The sequence below is a fragment of the Zarconia navalis LEGE 11467 genome (assembly GCF_015207075.1).
GTDB classification, from domain to species: domain Bacteria; phylum Cyanobacteriota; class Cyanobacteriia; order Cyanobacteriales; family Geitlerinemataceae; genus Zarconia; species Zarconia navalis.
Map to the genome: position 1 here is coordinate 1 of NZ_JADEXN010000039.1, position 16,313 is coordinate 16,313.

Sequence of the window (16,313 nt, forward strand, 5' to 3'; positions counted from 1 at the left end):
CTTCATTATGGACGACTTCGACGAGCTTCGACCAGTCAAAACTCGCCTTCACCGGCTTCCAGCCATAACCCACCGCATCTTCATACAGATGAGAAAACGTCGAAGCGTAGACCATCAGTTTTTTGGGAAAGCAACCCCGAATGACGCAGGTTCCGCCGACGAGATCGGATTCGGCGATCGCCACCTTCGCGCCGTAAGATGCCGCGCGTTTGGAAGCCGCCAAGCCCCCCGAACCGGCCCCGATGACAAATAAATTGTAGTCGTATGTCATGCTCTATGCTCTCTGGTCTTGTTGTTTAATTGTAGGTCGATTCTTTCGGGGTAAGAGAGCCGCACATCTATTGAAGTCAGCCAATCGGGAAATCCACTCATTTAAGAAAGGTTACTCAAAAGATCCGATCGCGTGACTCCTCTATTGGGGGGTGTCTCAATGGGGGCACTACCGATCTGTGGAGGCATTTATCTTGAGGTGGGAGCTGAAAAAAGATACCTTAAAGGGTTTAGGGAAGTTCCCGCTTAAACGGTGACCTCAATAGATCTGCCTGCGGGGTCGGTGTGCGGCAACTTGCACGTTACACTTGAACAAGGTGTTAAATTAAGTGTTTTTTCGTAACTTTTTCCCGTGAAAATCGTTTAATCTAAGTAATATCACGCAAGTTGTCCGAGATATTACTGAATTTGTGAGTTTTGGGTCACCAACTTTAGAATGCAAGCAGCGTGGGGAATCAGCTAGTCGAGAAATATATGGTAGCTCACGACAAACCAATGTGGCAGTTTTTGAGCGAGCATCAAGCCCCATTACAGGCGATCTTGGAGCACCATCCCAATGGGATATTTGTTGTCGCTATCGAAACAGCCATATCAAATCCCTCCCGACCCGCAAAATTCTTCTGGGTGGCAACAAACCCAGCTTTGAGAAAAATACTGCCGGTGGAATCGTTCGACAATCGATCTGTGCCGTTGCCAGACAGCCTGAATCCAAAGGTTGTCCAAATTTTGAATGATTGTCTGAGTGAGTGCTATCACCAGCGACAAACCATTCGTCGCCCAATTTCCGTTCGTACGAGTGACAATTACGATCGCATACTGATGACTCTCTCTCCTGTAATCGAAACCAACGATACCATTTCTCACATCGTTGGGATTTGCGAAGATCGCAGCCAAGAAGAACGTTTGGCGGTCGAAACCCAACTGTTGCGATCGATCTCCATTGCCTTACATCCGAGCCAAACTCATCTCAACGACTCCCTGGATCTCGAAACGACTTTGACGGCAGTGCTAAAACAAGTTTGCGACGCGACGGGTTGGGATTACGGAGAAATCTGGATGCCCAACGCCGATGACTCGGTACTAGAATGCAGTCGAGCTTGGTACGATCGCGCGGGTTTGCTGCAAGAGTTTCGAGCGCAAACCGAATCCATGACCTTTTCTCGGGGAACCGGATTGCCCGGACGGGTCTGGTTGTCGAAAAAAAATGAGTGGAATCAAGACGTTTCCCGCCAGCCCACATCCCGGTTCTTGAGAGCTGAGGTTGCATCGAGATGCGGACTCAAAGCCGGTTTTGGCATTCCGATAATCGCAAACGATCGGGTGATGGGGGTGTTGGGATTTTTTCTTCTCGCAGCGCGCAACCCCGATGAAAAAGTGGTGGAACTCATCGAAACGATCGCCGCTCGATTGGGAATGCTCCTCCAGCAAAAGCAAACGGAAGTGGCCCTGTGGCAAGCGGAATCCAAATATCGCCAGATTTTTGAAAATGCGGTAGAGGGTATCTTTCAAAGTTCCCCTGGCGGTCGGTTTCTAGCAGCGAATCCGATGCTGGCTCGAATTTACGGATACGATTCGGCAGAGGAGTTGATCGAAGCCATTCGCGATATTCCCGGACAACTGTACGTCAATCCCGAACGTCGAAGGGAATTTACCCAGCTTCTGTGCAAAAACGATCGGGTCTGGGTGTTTGAATTTCAAGTGTATCGCCAGGATGGCAGTATCATTTGGGTGAACGAGAATGCTCGTGCTATCCGCGACGCGCGCGGTCGGGTGTTGCGATACGAGGGAACCGTCGAGGATATTACCCTGCGCAAGCAAGCTGAAGCTGAAGTACAGCAATGCGATCGCTTGCTGCGGGGGGTCGCCGAGGCAATGAACTACCTAATTTCCGAACCCGATTACCAAGTTGCGGCCAACCAAGCTCTGGCAGCTTTAGGAATGGCCGCCAATGTCGATCGAGTTTATATCTGCGAAGCCCAAGCAGAACCCATGCCAGATACGCTGGCAATGCAGAAGCGGTTTGAATGGGTCAGCAGCCTCTCCCAGAAGTCCAACACCGCATCCACTGCCCCGTCAACCGGACAAATCGACCTTTCCACAGAGAGTCCCACCCCTCTCGCTCAATGGTACGAAACCCTCTCAAGGGGGAGTTTGGCCAGCGGTTTGACCCGAGACTTACCTGAATCCGAACGGTGGGTTCTCGCCAACGACGGGATTGTTTCGATCCTGATGGTTCCCATCTATCTCGATCGCCAATTTTGGGGCTTTATCGGCTTCGGAGATTGCCATCGAGAGCGTCAGTGGTCGAGTAACGAAGAATCTATCCTCAAAGCGATTTCGGCGACCCTGGGAGGAGCGCTGCAACGCTATCAGGCGGAAACGGAGATGCGCCATCAAGCTTCCCACGATCTACTTACGGGATTGCCCAACCGAATGCTCTTCGATATCCAACTGCCCAGAGCTTTGGAAGAAGCGCGGAAGCACGGTCACCGGTTGGCGGTGATGTTTCTGGATGTCGATCGCTTCAAACTGATTGACGATACCCTGGGTCATCCCATCGGCGATACCCTGTTGCAACAAATGGCAAAGCGATTGGCCGCTTGCTTGAGAGATTGCGACACGATCGCTCGTTGGGGGGGAGATGAGTTTATCTTATTACTTCCCGATATTCACGGCTCGGAAGATGTGGTTCAAATTTCCCAGCGACTGTTGGCGGCACTGCAACCGGCTTTTTATATCGACAACCATCAGTTGCGCGTTTCCAGCAGCATCGGCATTGCCATCTATCCCGACGATGGCCAAGATGCCGAAACCCTCACCAAGCACGCCGATGTTGCCCTCTATCGGGCGAAAGATAAAGGGCGCAATAACTATCAGCTTTACCAACCGGTGATGAGTTCGGAGGCTTCCGAATCGTTAATTTTGCGCAACAGTTTGCATCAAGCTCTGGAAAACCAAGAGTTTGTCATCTATTACCAACCGCAAGTCAATACCCAAACCGGTAAGATTACGGGGATGGAAGCCCTGACCTATTGGCAGCATCCCGAGTTAGGCTTGATTTCGCCCCAAACCTTTATTCCCTTAGCTGAAGAAATGGGTCTGATGGTGCAAATCGGTCAATGGGTTCTACAAACCGCTTGCACCCAAAATCAAAAATGGCAAACTCGCGGCTTACCATTAATTTGTATGGCTGTTAATCTTTCTGCTCGGCAGTTCAAACAACTCAACTTAGTGGAAATGGTGGTGCAAGTTTTGGAGACAACTCAATTGGCTCCGCATTTTCTAGAGTTAGAAATTACGGAAACAACGGCACTGCAAGATGTGGATTTAACCTGTGGAATCTTGCGAAAACTACAAAATATGGGCGTGCGAATTACCCTAGATGATTTTGGTATCGGCTATGCTTCTTTAAGTTATCTCAAAAAGTTTCCCTTTAATAAAATTAAGATCGATCGCGCTTTTATTCGGGAACTCAGTACTAGCTCGACGGATATTGCGATCGTCCATGCGATTCTGGCATTGGGTCGCGGTCTCAATTTGAGTGTGGTGGCTGAAGGGGTGGAAACTGACGAACAGCGAGAATTATTGAGTCATCTCAAATGTGAGGAAATTCAAGGATATTCTGTCAGTCAACCGTTGAGTGCCGATGATGCCATGGCATTGCTCGAGCAGGTAAGCTTAAAGCATATTGCTATGGGTTAATATCGAGTTCGGTTAAAAGATAGAGCAGTTCGCGCCCTTTTCGTTACAAGTTTTGCGGGTTCGGGAATGGGGAATGGGCAGGGCATTCTATATTGCGACATTTTATGCATTTACGAGAACCGGTTATTTCCGGCTTCATTGATTCGAGTTGCCGATGTCTGAAAGCACCTAAAATCCTAGTCAAAATCGAGAATGAAACAGCCCTGGGGGAATGGGGAGATGAATTCGCAAGCGCGGAATTCAGAATTCGGAAAGGGGGAATGGGAAATGGAAAAAGCCGGTTTTATCGATTGTGTAAATAAACTGAGGACAAAGCGCTATATCTCCAAAAAAGAGGGAACGGGGGAAATAATATCAAGTTTGGCTCGTTCGTTACAATTGAGCGATCGCTTCATCTCTTCTCCTCAGCCCCCCTATCTCCCCATCAACTCTCTTCCGTGAGTTTCCATCAAATTTGCCATATCGGGTCCTGATGGGATAATGCCCCCCGGATTGAGGGGAAAAAGATTGCCGTAGTAGTCTCGCTTGATACTATCGAGATCGCAAGTCTTGGCAACACCGGGTAGCTGGTACAAATCCCGCAAGTACATTCCTAAATGCTGATAATCCCGGATGCGGCGGCGATTGCACTTGAAGAGTCCGTAATAGACGATATCGAACCGAAACAGCGTCGTAAACAGTCGCACGTCCGCCAGCGTCACGCCATCGCCGCATAAATATCGCTTCGCTGCCAAGACCCCATCGATTTCGTCGAGGGTGGCAAACAGTTCGCTGCAAACGCGATCGTAAGCAGCCTGAGTTTGGGCGAACCCGCAGCGATACACGCCGTTATTCACCGTATTGTAAATCTTCTCGTTCCAGCGATCGATTTCTTCTTGCCATTGGCTGGGATACAAATCCAGTTCCGGATTTCGGGCGAACTCGTTGAATTGGGAGTTCAGAATCTCGATAATTTCCGCACTTTCGTTATTGACGATCGCCCGATTTTGACTATCCCACAGCACCGGAACCGTGCAGCGTCCGCTATATCCCGGTTGGGCGAGTTGGTAGAATTCGGGCAAAGTCCGACACCCCTCAAAGGGGCGATCGAAAATCCAAAATCCTTCATCGGTTGATGGCGAGACGATCTCCACGGCGATCGTCTCTTCCAACCCTTTGAGCGTCCGCACCACTAACGTCCGATGGGCCCACGGACATCCCGTCCCCACCACCAGATGGTAGCGTCCGGTGGCCGGGAGATAGGGATTCCCCGCTTCAGTACCGATGGAGTTGCGAAACTGACTCTCGGGCCGCAAATACTCCCCCGACTTGCTGCGCGGGGCCAATTGCGACATCATCGTCTGCCACATCGTCGTCCAAACAAATTTACCCAGTTTGACGATGTATTTAGAGGGAAGCGATTTGCCTTTTTTTCGACTGGAAGGAGGGGTAGATTGAGCCATAGAACATTTGAGATTGTGCGATGTTTGATTTGATTCCTTCTCCCTACCCCCCCCCACAATGCCTTCAGTCTAACGACTCATCATTTGCAGGCGATCGCTCTCGATCTCCTGGGCTGTTTGGTATTGCCGTACGCGATCGAGGGCTTCGGCAATCACTCGAGAATCTGCCCCCGGACGGTTGGCATTTTCGCTGAGGTATCGCTTCCAGGCTTTCGTTCCGGGCACTCCGGTAAACAGTTGGAGCATATGCCGGGTAATGCTGTGTAATTTAAACCCGTTAGCCGTCCAGCGATCGCAATAGTCGAACATAGATTCGGCAACCTGTTCGCGGGTCGGTGGCGTCGTCTGCTCGCCGTAGATATCGCGATCGGCGGTGGCAAAGAGGTAGGGGTTATCGTAGGCCGCACGCCCGATCATAACCGCATCGACAAATTCGTACTGCCCTCGGGCCTGTTCCAAACTGGTGAAACCGCCGTTAATTTGAACGAACAGATGGGGAAAATCCTGTTTGAGGCGATGTACGTCTTCGTAGCGCAAGGGAGGAATGTCGCGGTTTTCTTTGGGGCTAAGTCCTTGCAACCAAGCTTTGCGCGCGTGGACGCTAAATTGCCGACAGCCCGCTTCTGAGACGATGCGGACGAAATTAGCCATATCTTCGTAGGCGTCTCGATCGTCGATGCCGATGCGATGTTTGACGCTGATGGGAATATTAACAGCTTTTTGCATGGCTTCTACGGCTTTTGCCACCCGTTCGGGTTGCGCCATCAAGCAAGCACCAAAGTTGCCATTTTGCACCCGATCGCTCGGACAACCGACGTTGAGATCGATCTGGTCGTATCCTAGCCCTGCGGCGACTCGGGCGCATTCAGCCAGTTCGACGGGGTTGTCGCCGCCGATTTGGAGAACGAGGGGTTTTTCTTCCGGAGAGAAGCCCAGAAGTTTGGCGCGATCGCCGTGTAAGATCGCCCCGGTGGTAATCATTTCGGTGTAAAGCCGGGTGCGACGGGTAATCTGACGCATGAAGTAGCGAAAGTGGCGATCGGTACGATCCATCATTGGCGCCACGCTCAATGGATTGCTACCATCAGAAATTTGGGCGAAGGTACGCAAAGAATTTGAGATTACTGCGGTGCTTGACATCGTCATGTATTTCAATATTCGTTCGCTAGATGAGCAAGACAGATAAACGGTGATTCGATCGAGACTTCTTGAAGGCGAGTCGTACCTGGCGGTGTTGGAAAGTATCGTCAACGTGCCGTACATCCAAGGTCAAGTTATGGATTCTAGTTTGCCGGGTTGGCGATCGATGGCGATTCGATCTGCATCGAAAAAGGATGCTAAATCTAAATCGATCGCATCTTATGGAACGGTTAAGGGAAATCGCTGCCAACGTTTTCTTGCGATTCCCGATGGGAATTGACAGACCCAAAATACAGCGCAAAGCATATCGTAGATACAATCTTAGAAACTTAAACTGTCGGGCTGCACTGTCTTGAAAACACAACCCCACTAGACTTCTTCTAGGTCTTCACACAACTCTTGAAGATTTTGATGCTGCCAACGTCGAGATTGGCGACGATACTTCTTAGATGCGAGCTTGGGTTCGTATTCCGATTTCCCTGCTCGGGTGGTTTTTCGTTTTAGGTTTGATTCTTTCTCTCCTAATTGTTGTAACATTTCCTGCCGGGCGATCGCTTCGTTTACAAACTCGACATAATGGTCGTAGCGTTCCCAATCTCGGGCAATAACACAATTGGGTTCGTCTCGATGCAAACAATTGCTAAATTGGCACCGTCCGCGACTTAAGGGATATCGGGCTTCGGGGAAATACCCCACTAACTCGGACGGTTCGCAATTGAAGTCAGGCTGGTTGAAGCCAGGAGTATCGGCAAGCAAGCCGCCGTCGGGAAGGTCGAACAACTCAACGTGGCGGGTGGTATGGCGACCCCGACCGAGTTTCCCCGAAACCGGGGCCGTTCGCAGGTGAACTGAAGGAACGAGACGATCGATCAGACTGGACTTCCCCACCCCAGAGGGCCCGGAAACGACGGTAATTTTTCCAGCCAACCCGCGACGGAGTTCTGTTAAGCCAAACCCACTACTGACACCGATGGGTTGGGGATCGTAGCCCCATTTTTGCAGGCGATCGCACCAGCGGTCTACCACCTCGGGAGTCACTAAATCTATTTTATTCAAACACAAACCCACTTCCAAACCGGTGGATTCGGCTTTGACTAAAAATCGGCTGAGTTGATAGGGTTCTAAAGGTGGATCGACCAGGGCAAAAACTAGGAGTATTCGATCGACATTAGCAATCGGCGGGCGATCGAGTTCGCTGGTTCGCGGCAGCACTTGGGAAATTGCCCCGCGTCCTCCTTCCCAATCTGGTTCTTCGACGATCGCTCGATCGCCGACCATCACTTTCTGACCGATTTTTTTCAATCGGCTGCGGCGGGTGCATAGCAAAAATCGGGAAACCCCAGCAGGGATATCGGGATGTTGGGGATCGAGCTGAACGCGATAGAAGTTAGCCTGTACTGCCAATACCGTCCCCACCAACGGGGCGATCTCCAATTCATCGAGTGCCGTTTCTCGATCGCTCATGCCACCAACGTCGGTTTTTGAACCAGCAGGGCAAAAAAGTCATCGCGATCTTCGACTTTCTCGACGGTGTAGCCGGCCATCACCAAACTATCGGGCACTTGCTCGACGGGTTCTCCGGGATCGAGCCACACTTCCAGGCGCTGACCGGCATTCATCTGTTCGAGTTGCAGTTTGGTGCGGACAAAATTCATCGGGCAGGGTGTCCCCCGCAAATCGAGTTTTCGATCCGGGTTCATTTAAACAGTCCCCCTAAAAATCCTTCCACACCGCCTTTGCCGATGCGATCGCCTTTGATTTTTGCCAATTTTTCCAATAACTCCCGTTCTTCGGTGGTGAGTTTCGTGGGAATATCGATTTCGATGGTAATTAAATGATCGCCTCGACTGACGGGATTGCCCAAGCGAGGAACACCGCGATTTTCTAATGTCATCACTGTTCCCGGTTGGGTTCCCGACGGCACCAGCAACTCGACTTCCCCATCTACGGTCTCCACAGGCAAGCGGCAACCTAAAATCGCCTGCAAGTAGCTAATTTTTATCTCGGAGAGAATATTAATTCCATCCCGTTGAAATTCGGAATCGTCTTTAACAAAGAGGTAAACGTACAAATCTCCTGCCGGCCCTTTTCGCGCTCCTGCATCTCCTTCGTTAGAGACTCGCAGGCGCGTCCCGTTGTCTACCCCAGCGGGAATGGTAATTTTGAGCTTTTTGGTTTCTTGCTTCTGACCCTTGCCGCCGCAAGAGTTGCACTTGTCGGCAATGACTTGACCCGTACCGTTACAGGTGGGGCAAACGGAGACTTGGGTGAAGCTGCCGAAGGGGGTGCGGGTGGCGCGGCGCACTTGACCCGAACCGTTACAAGTGGAACAGCCGCTCGGTCGCGTGCCCGGTTTGGCTCCGCTACCGTCGCAAGTTTCACAGGTTTCGAGGTGAGAGATGCGAATTTCTTTTTCGCCGCCAAAGACTGCTTCGCGAAAATCTAATTTTAAGTCGAGCCGCAGGTCGTCTCCGCGAACCGGTCCCCCCCGCCGACGGGAGGTTTGAGCCGTACCGCCGCCAAATCCACCGAAGAAACTTTCAAAGATATCAGCAAAGCCGCTCATATCGTTTAAGTCTTGGAATCCGCCACCACCGGCCGCACCCGAACCGACCCCGGCTTCCCCGAAGCGATCGTAACGAGACCGCAGTTCGGGTTCTGAGAGTACTTCATAGGCGCGATTAATGTCTTTAAAGCGATCTTCAGCTCCCGCTTCTTTATTGACATCAGGATGATATTTACGAGCCAAACGACGGTAAGCTCGCTTAATTTCTTCTTTATCCGCAGAACGGGAGACACCTAGAGTTTCGTAATAGTCACCGGCCATAGCGTGTTGCTGTCAATAGTAAAGAACTGAGGATAGTCATCGATCGCGCGAGAGGAGAACCCGTCGCTTGGAGTTGGGATTGTCCCTAGACGAAAGGATTGCTCCCATCATCTTCTTCAGAACTAGATCCTTGGGATGCACCAGCGGCAAAGGGATCGAACTCCCCGGTTGCCGAGGATTTCGAGGGTGTTCGCTCGGGGGAAGCGGCTTGATTGGGTTTGGAGAGTAAATCGAAGTCGTCGTCCTCGTGGGCGAGGTCGTCTGCTTCGAGGTCGTCGAACTGAACCTCTCCATTTTCAGGGACGTCCTGGGTCGATAGCGATCGGCTCGGAGATCGATCGTTCGCGCTCGGTGAATCCGCTGTTGGTTGGGGTTCTGAGGGGGTCATGTCGGGATTCGATTGTTGGTAAACCGCCGATCCGATGGAAAATAACCCTTTCTGGAATGCCTCTAGAGAGGCTTTGACCTCTTCAAGACTGGCGGATGGATCGTTGAGAGCTGCTTCGAGGGTTTTTGCTTTTTCATCGACTTGACCTTTCAACTGCTCGCCAATTAAGGCAGCATTGTGCTCGAGGGTCTGCTGGTAATTGTAGAATAGGCTTTCGGCTTGATTGGCCAGTTCGATGAGTTCTCGCTGTTGGGAATCTTCATCAGCGTATAGGTCGGCCTCTTGACGCATCCGCTCGATTTCCTCGGAACTCAATCCACCGGTATTACTAATCTGAATCCCTTGTTCGCGTCCGGTTCCTTTATCTCGGGCAGAGACTTTGAGAATTCCGTTGGCATCAATATCGAAAGAGACTTCGATTTGAGGAATCCCTCGGGGGGCTGGTGGAATTCCCATCAGCAGAAATTTCCCCAAACTCTTATTATCTTTAGCCATTGCCCGTTCTCCTTGGAGAACGTGAACTTCCACGGATGTTTGCCCGTCGGTTGCCGTCGAGAACATTTGGGACTTGCTGGTGGGAATGGTGGTGTTGCGATCGATAATTTTGGTGAAGACTTCTCCCAAAGTTTCGATCCCCAGGGAAAGAGGGGTGACATCGAGCAGCAACACATCGCGCACTTCTCCCCCCAGTACCCCAGCCTGGATGGCTGCCCCGGTGGCAACTGCTTCATCGGGATTGACGGAGCGATCGGGCACTTGACCGCCAAAGTAGTCGCTGATGGCTTTTTGGACGGCAGGAATACGAGTGGAGCCGCCGACGATGATGATCCGATCGATATCGCTCGGTTCGAGACCGGCATCGGCGAGGGATTGCACCACCGGCTCGATGGTTCCGTCGATTAAAGGCTTGGCGAGGGTCTCGAACTCCGAACGACTCAGCTGAATCTCGATGTGTTTGGGACCCGTTTCATCGGCGGTAATAAACGGTAAGTTAATAGTGGTCGAGTTCGCGCCCGACAACTCGATTTTGGCTTTTTCTGCTGCTTCTCGGATGCGCTGCAGGGCCATCTTATCGACAGAAAGGTCGATGCCTTCTTTTTCGCGGAATGCATTAACGATCCAACGCACGATAACATTGTCAAAATCATCCCCACCCAGGTGATTGTTTCCTGACGTGGCTTTGACTTCAAAAATGCCATCTCCTAACTGAAGAACCGAGACGTCGAAGGTTCCTCCACCCAGGTCGAAGACCAGTATCGTTTGGTCGCAATCCTGTTTTTCTAAACCATAGGAGAGAGCAGCAGCCGTCGGTTCGTTCACAATTCGCAGGACTTCAAGCCCGGCGATCGTACCTGCATCCTTGGTCGCTTGCCGTTGCGCGTCGGTGAAGTAGGCCGGAACGGTAATCACGGCCTGATAGACGGACTCGCCCAGGTATGCTTCGGCATCCTGTTTGAGCTTTTGCAAAATCATTGCCGAAATTTCTTGGGGCGTGTGGGTGCGACCGCGAATTTTGACATCAACCGTGTTATCTCGACCGGTGATGCAGTTGTAAGGGACTCGGCTGCGTTCTTCTTCCGTATCTTCCCACCGACGACCGATAAAGCGTTTGATACTGAAGACTGTATTTTCAGCATTAGTGACGGCTTGTCGCTTGGCCAGTTGACCCACGAGGCGCTCTCCCGATTTGCCGAACCCCAACATACTCGGGGTGGTTCGCCCGCCCTCGGAGTTCGTAATCACGATGGGTTTGCCGCCCTCTAGAACAGCCACGCAACTGTTGGTTGTCCCTAGGTCGATACCAATGACTTTTCCCATAGCGTTATTGGTGGGTGTTACTTTGCGAAATTAAGCCTTGTTAGCACATTCCCCGAAAGACTTCGGGGAATTCTTACGGATATCTTAGCACTCGATCGAAAGTTGTTTGGATCGAACGGATACGGCAAGCGACACCAGAACCATTCGTCTCAGTGCGGATGACCTGGGCTAAGCTTACGAGTTTTCGGACTCATCGGGGGATTCTGAGTCGGGTTCGGGAGCTGTGGAGACTTTGACCATGGCATGGCGCAACACTCGCTCTCCCATGATATAGCCTCGCATCAGTTCTTCCATCACCGTTCCTTCCTCGTATTCGCCGGTGGCTTCTCGCATCACGGCTTCGTGGAAATTGGGGTCGAAGGGTTGTCCCTCCGGACGCATGGGTGCGACTCCTAGTTTTTTGAGGCAGTCTACCATTTGCCTGTAAACCCCTTGATAGCTCTTGTGAATCGCCAATTCCTCATCGGTTTGGGGTTTGATTTGCGATCTGGCACGCTCGAAGTTGTCTACTACTGGTAATAGCTCTTCGATGGCAGTACACTGAGCTTGTTTCTCTAACTCCTCTTTCTCTTTCTGGGTGCGCTTGCGATAGTTATCGAAGTCAGCCGCCAAACGAGCGTATTGGCTTTTCAACTCATCAGCTTGTGCCGTAGTCGTTTTGACCGTTTCTGTCAACGCTTCGACGGTGGCTCGATCGTTAATGGCTTGAGCTTGAGCTGCGGCTTCTGCTGCCTCTACTTCTAGAGGATCGACAACGCGATTGGCGGTGTTTTCCGTTGCTGATGCATCGGCGTCACTCTCAACACTGGCTTGGGCTACCGTTTCCACTTCGGGAGTTGCTGGTGATTCTTCTGCCGATGTTGATTTTCTGGGATTTTCGAGCTGCTTTTCCTCATCCATCATTTGTATCTAACTATCCGGTTGCCTTGACACTCCTCACCGATTGAGAGTGAGGATTCTTGGGTTGTGGAGAGTCTAATGACTTTCCACTTGCCCAGCATACCCGTTTCGTCCGATCGGGTATGTAGAGTTTTTACGCCACGCTATTCGCAAAATCTTTTTCTTGAAGACGCATCTCGCGCAGCTGCCGATCGTTGAGATGTTTAGAGCTAAAAGGCTTCAGTCTGTTAGTTTACGCGAATTAGCGTGCATGCTTAGTATACCAAAAAGCCGTCCTGAAAAAATGGAGTTTGTATCCCATTTATTTCCATCGTTCCTTGACTTACTTTTTTTTGCGAACGTGGCATTTTTCTGCTCTAGAGTATCAAGCGATGCGGGATTTTCTGGCGAGAGATTTTTCGAGCCTCCCATACAGGCGATCGCTCGTACGGAACCGATCGAAATCCGGTTGAAACCATCGTTTGTAGAGGCGAATGGCGCCCTGGGCAGATTGAGGGTTCGTGCATCAGTCCTACGGTAAACGTGGGAGCGAACGGAGAATTGTTGGAAGTCGTAATTCGCCGGTGTTGGAGTCGGAAAATCGATCGGCCAACCGATCTACCAATTTATATTGAGTCGTTTCTCGATTGTTTGTCCGAAGCGGCTTATCATAGCTTATACTTGGGCAAATTGAGCCAGCCCGACACCATTGGGTAAGTTCGACCGAAATCGACAACCCAAACAAGACGATCGCTCGCGAGCAGCTAGCCCATGGGACTCAGACTGGGGTGAAATCGGCACCGATCGGCTCTGGATACAGCGAAAAAATTTAGGTATTGGTTGTTAAAATCATGGAATAAGGCTCGTATACAAAGGATCGATCGCAATACTTCTTGGCTCTCGATGGCTGACTGTATCTGTAGGTTGTCTTATCGATCTAGTCGCCCTCGCCGAGCCAAAATTAACCCTGGTGCGTTTCGTCTGCGACTTCCGACGCATCGATCGCGCCCTCGATACGGAGATAAGCAAAACCCGCCATGACCTTCTCAAGATTAGGCCAAAATCGCCGCGCTTTAGTCGTCCAGACCAACTTCTCGCCCTTTGGCAATAAGCTGATTCAAGGTGGTCACATCACCCCCGAGCAAATGCTTCAGGCTCAAGAAGAAAGCAGGAAGTCAGGGCGTCCCCTACCCGATATTATTGAAAGTCTGACGGGTCAGCAACTGCCTCCAGAACTGGTTCGCCAGTACAAAAGGCAGCAGTTATTCGAGTTGAAGTTACTCCACGGGGTTGAAGCCTTCGATCCCGAAATTGAAGAACTCTCCACCGCTCAACTCAACCCGCTGATGGAGTTGATTCCACTCGATAGTTGTCGTCGCTATCGTTTCGTACCCATATCTCGCCAAAAGGAAGATTTGCCATCGGTGGTGGTGGCAATGGTCGAACCGGAAAATTTGGAAGCTCAGGATGAGTTGAAACGGATTTTGAGGTCGTCGGGATTTCGTCTTCAACGTCGCGTCATTGCCCTTGAAGACTATCAAAAGCTAATTTCGTTGTGCCTGGACGAGCAAGAGCGTAAGGAAGCCGCGATCGCCGCTCAGAAGCAAGATGAGAAAAATGCGATCGGAGCCGATGCGTTTGCTCAGTTTGCAGACGGGGAAGGGGATTTAGAGGAAGCTCCCGCAGAGGGAATGGATCTCGACGGTAGTGATGATGCGGATTCGCAACCCATTGTCAATACAGTTAATAAAATTTTACGAAAAGCCTTGTCAGAGGGGGTTTCCGATATTCACGTCGAACCCCAAGAGGAGCATTTACAAATTCGGATGCGCAAAGACGGGGTTCTCCAGGAGCCGTTTCCCCGACTGCCCAAGAGTATCATTCCTGCAATTACCTCTCGCTTCAAAATCATTTCCGATATGGATATTGCCGAACGCCGGCAAGCTCAAGACGGTCGGATTCGGCGGGTCTTTCAAGGACGCACGGTGGATTTTCGAGTCAGTGCCCTACCCAGTCGCTACGGGGAAAAGATCGTTCTGCGGATTCTGGATAACTCCTCAACGCAGTTGGGTTTGGATAAGTTAATTTCCGATGAAGAAACCCTCGAAAAAGTTCGAGATGTTGCCAGTCGTCCCTTCGGATTGATTTTGGTGACCGGACCGACGGGTTCGGGTAAATCAACAACGTTGTACTCGGTACTTGCAGAACGCAACGATCCGGGGGTAAATATCAGCACTGCCGAAGACCCGATCGAATATGCCTTGCCCGGAATTACCCAATGCCAGGTGATTCGAGAAAAAGATTTGACCTTCTCCAATATTTTGCGGGCATTCCTGCGGCAAGATCCGGATATTATTCTGGTGGGGGAAACGCGGGATAAAGAAACGGCGAAAACCGCGATGGAAGCAGCACTCACCGGTCACTTAGTGTTGACCACCCTCCATACCAACGATGCGGCCGGAGCGATCGCGCGTTTAGATGAAATGGGTGTCGAACCGTTTATGATATCTGGCGCACTGCTTGGCGTTCTGGCTCAGCGCTTGATGCGACGGGTTTGCAGCGAATGTCGGATTACTTATACCCCCAGCGTTGACGAACTCAATCGATTCGGGCTGTCAACCTCTGGGGAAGCCACTACCGAATTTTACAAAGCCAACACCATTCCTCCAAGCGATCGCAAAGCTCTTTTGGAAAGCGGTCAACTGTGCGAGAAGTGTGCGGGCGTGGGCTATAAAGGACGGGTAGGGGTCTACGAGTTCCTGCAAAACTCCGAGGAACTCGCGGCTTTGATCAACCAAGGCGCGCCCACGGAGCGGATTAGCGAAAAAGCAGTGGAGCAGGGAATGAAAACCCTACTCGCCTATAGTCTCGATTTGGTTCGTCAAGGTCATACCACCTTTGAAGAAGTGGAACGGGTGACCTTCACCGATTCGGGTTTGGAAGCCGAGCTCAAAGCCAGGCGGAAGAGTTCGCTAACCTGTTCGACCTGCGGAGCTGCGGTCGAACCAGATTGGATGGATTGTACGTACTGCATGACACCTCGCTTCCAGGATTAGAATTCGAGAGGACGAGCAACCACCGGCGCGCAATTCGGCAGGTTCGAACTTATCTAGATCTCAAAGCTCGATCGTCATTACATTAAAGGAAGGAAATTAATGGATTACATGATCGAAGATGTGATGGAATCCCTTGTCGAACAGGGGGGTTCTGATATGCACATCCAAGCTGGCGCTCCAATTTACTTTCGCGTCAATGGCAAACTGGGTCCACAGCCTCAATTTGGGGAAAGTCTCGCGCCAGATGAGTGCCAGCGCTTGATTTTCAGTATGCTCAATAACAACCAGCGCAAGGATCTCGAGCAAAACTGGGAGTTAGACTGTGCCTATGGAGTCAAAGGTCTCTCCCGCTTCCGGGTGAACGTGTATCGAGAGCGCGGTTGCTTTGCAGCTTGCTTGCGAGCGTTAGCGTCTCAAATTCCCAACTTTGATAAGCTCGGCGTTCCCGAAATTATGCGAGAAATGGCCATGCGACCTCGGGGCATGGTATTAATTACCGGTCAAACTGGCTCTGGAAAAACCACGACCCTAGCAGCCATTCTCGATTTAATCAATCGGACGCGCGCCGAGCATATTTTAACGGTTGAAGATCCGATCGAATATGTGTTTCCCAACGTTAAGAGTTTGTTTCACCAGCGCCAGAAAGGTGAAGACACCAAAAGTTTTGGCAACGCGCTCAAAGCAGCGCTGCGTGAAGATCCCGATATCATTCTGGTGGGAGAAATGCGGGACTTGGAAACGATTTCCCTCGCCATTTCGGCAGCAGAAACTGGTCACCTGCTCTTCGGTAC

General features: G+C 51.1%; 12 protein-coding genes. 4 read left to right on the forward strand and 8 right to left on the reverse strand.

Annotated elements, in window-relative coordinates; genetic code table 11:
* A partial coding sequence (locus IQ235_RS03635; RefSeq protein WP_264320134.1) for an FAD-dependent oxidoreductase occupies positions 1–271 on the reverse strand: 271 nt, incomplete at its 3' end.
* A gap of 473 nt (positions 272–744) precedes the next feature.
* Between IQ235_RS03635 and IQ235_RS03640 the strand changes: the two genes are divergently transcribed.
* On the forward strand, positions 745–3,972 hold the full coding sequence (locus IQ235_RS03640; protein ID WP_264320135.1) for an EAL domain-containing protein: 3,228 nt from the start codon (positions 745–747) through the stop codon (positions 3,970–3,972).
* A 413-nt stretch (positions 3,973–4,385) separates the two neighbouring features.
* Here IQ235_RS03640 and IQ235_RS03645 read toward each other — a convergent pair whose 3' ends face one another.
* Both IQ235_RS03645 and dusA read right to left on the reverse strand, forming a co-directional pair.
* Positions 4,386–5,414: a glutathione S-transferase family protein gene (locus IQ235_RS03645; protein ID WP_264320136.1), complete on the reverse strand. Its 1,029-nt coding sequence runs from the start codon at positions 5,412–5,414 to the stop codon at positions 4,386–4,388.
* A gap of 69 nt (positions 5,415–5,483) precedes the next feature.
* Complete coding sequence (gene dusA, locus IQ235_RS03650; RefSeq protein ID WP_264320137.1) at positions 5,484–6,560, reverse strand: tRNA dihydrouridine(20/20a) synthase DusA; 1,077 nt, start codon at positions 6,558–6,560, stop codon at positions 5,484–5,486.
* A 43-nt stretch (positions 6,561–6,603) separates the two neighbouring features.
* Between dusA and IQ235_RS03655 the strand changes: the two genes are divergently transcribed.
* Positions 6,604–6,834, forward strand: coding sequence for a hypothetical protein (locus tag IQ235_RS03655; protein ID WP_264320138.1), 231 nt, complete (start codon positions 6,604–6,606; stop codon positions 6,832–6,834).
* A gap of 89 nt (positions 6,835–6,923) precedes the next feature.
* On the opposite strand, the gene rsgA is transcribed toward IQ235_RS03655, so the two are convergent.
* From rsgA to grpE, 5 genes are all read right to left on the reverse strand, one after another.
* Complete coding sequence (gene rsgA, locus IQ235_RS03660; protein WP_264320139.1) at positions 6,924–8,018, reverse strand: small ribosomal subunit biogenesis GTPase RsgA; 1,095 nt, start codon at positions 8,016–8,018, stop codon at positions 6,924–6,926.
* Positions 8,015–8,254 carry a sulfurtransferase TusA family protein gene (locus IQ235_RS03665; RefSeq protein WP_264320140.1) on the reverse strand — a complete coding sequence of 80 codons (240 nt, stop codon included), beginning with the start codon at positions 8,252–8,254 and terminating at the stop codon, positions 8,015–8,017. The genes rsgA and IQ235_RS03665 overlap by 4 nt, the downstream gene beginning before the upstream one ends.
* Positions 8,251–9,381 (reverse strand): molecular chaperone DnaJ, encoded by a 1,131-nt coding sequence (gene dnaJ, locus IQ235_RS03670; RefSeq protein ID WP_264320141.1) that lies wholly within the window; start codon positions 9,379–9,381, stop codon positions 8,251–8,253. Before dnaJ ends, IQ235_RS03665 begins: the two co-directional genes overlap by 4 nt.
* Positions 9,382–9,466: 85 nt before the next feature.
* The gene (gene dnaK, locus IQ235_RS03675) at positions 9,467–11,587 is read right to left on the reverse strand and encodes a molecular chaperone DnaK (RefSeq protein ID WP_264320142.1); all 2,121 of its coding nucleotides are present in this window, start codon (positions 11,585–11,587) and stop codon (positions 9,467–9,469) included.
* Between the two features lie 174 nt (positions 11,588–11,761).
* Positions 11,762–12,490 (reverse strand): nucleotide exchange factor GrpE, encoded by a 729-nt coding sequence (grpE, locus tag IQ235_RS03680; RefSeq protein WP_441373242.1) that lies wholly within the window; start codon positions 12,488–12,490, stop codon positions 11,762–11,764.
* 1,013 nt (positions 12,491–13,503) lie between these two features.
* Between grpE and IQ235_RS03685 the strand changes: the two genes are divergently transcribed.
* Both IQ235_RS03685 and IQ235_RS03690 read left to right on the forward strand, forming a co-directional pair.
* Positions 13,504–15,522, forward strand: coding sequence for a GspE/PulE family protein (locus tag IQ235_RS03685; RefSeq protein WP_264320143.1), 2,019 nt, complete (start codon positions 13,504–13,506; stop codon positions 15,520–15,522).
* 99 nt (positions 15,523–15,621) lie between these two features.
* A partial coding sequence (locus IQ235_RS03690) for a type IV pilus twitching motility protein PilT (RefSeq protein WP_264320144.1) occupies positions 15,622–16,313 on the forward strand: 692 nt, incomplete at its 3' end.

Bases quoted from the DNA above. Each gene is read 5' to 3' on its own strand.
- IQ235_RS03640 (WP_264320135.1), top strand. From the start codon at position 745: ATGGTAGCTCACGACAAACCAATGTGGCAGTTTTTGAGCGAGCATCAA.
- IQ235_RS03645 (WP_264320136.1), bottom strand. From the start codon at position 5,414: ATGGCTCAATCTACCCCTCCTTCCAGTCGAAAAAAAGGCAAATCGCTT.
- dusA (WP_264320137.1), bottom strand. From the start codon at position 6,560: ATGACGATGTCAAGCACCGCAGTAATCTCAAATTCTTTGCGTACCTTC.
- rsgA (WP_264320139.1), bottom strand. From the start codon at position 8,018: ATGAGCGATCGAGAAACGGCACTCGATGAATTGGAGATCGCCCCGTTG.
- IQ235_RS03665 (WP_264320140.1), bottom strand. From the start codon at position 8,254: ATGAACCCGGATCGAAAACTCGATTTGCGGGGGACACCCTGCCCGATG.
- dnaJ (WP_264320141.1), bottom strand. From the start codon at position 9,381: ATGGCCGGTGACTATTACGAAACTCTAGGTGTCTCCCGTTCTGCGGAT.
- dnaK (WP_264320142.1), bottom strand. From the start codon at position 11,587: ATGGGAAAAGTCATTGGTATCGACCTAGGGACAACCAACAGTTGCGTG.
- grpE (WP_441373242.1), bottom strand. From the start codon at position 12,490: ATGATGGATGAGGAAAAGCAGCTCGAAAATCCCAGAAAATCAACATCG.
- IQ235_RS03685 (WP_264320143.1), top strand. From the start codon at position 13,504: ATGACCTTCTCAAGATTAGGCCAAAATCGCCGCGCTTTAGTCGTCCAG.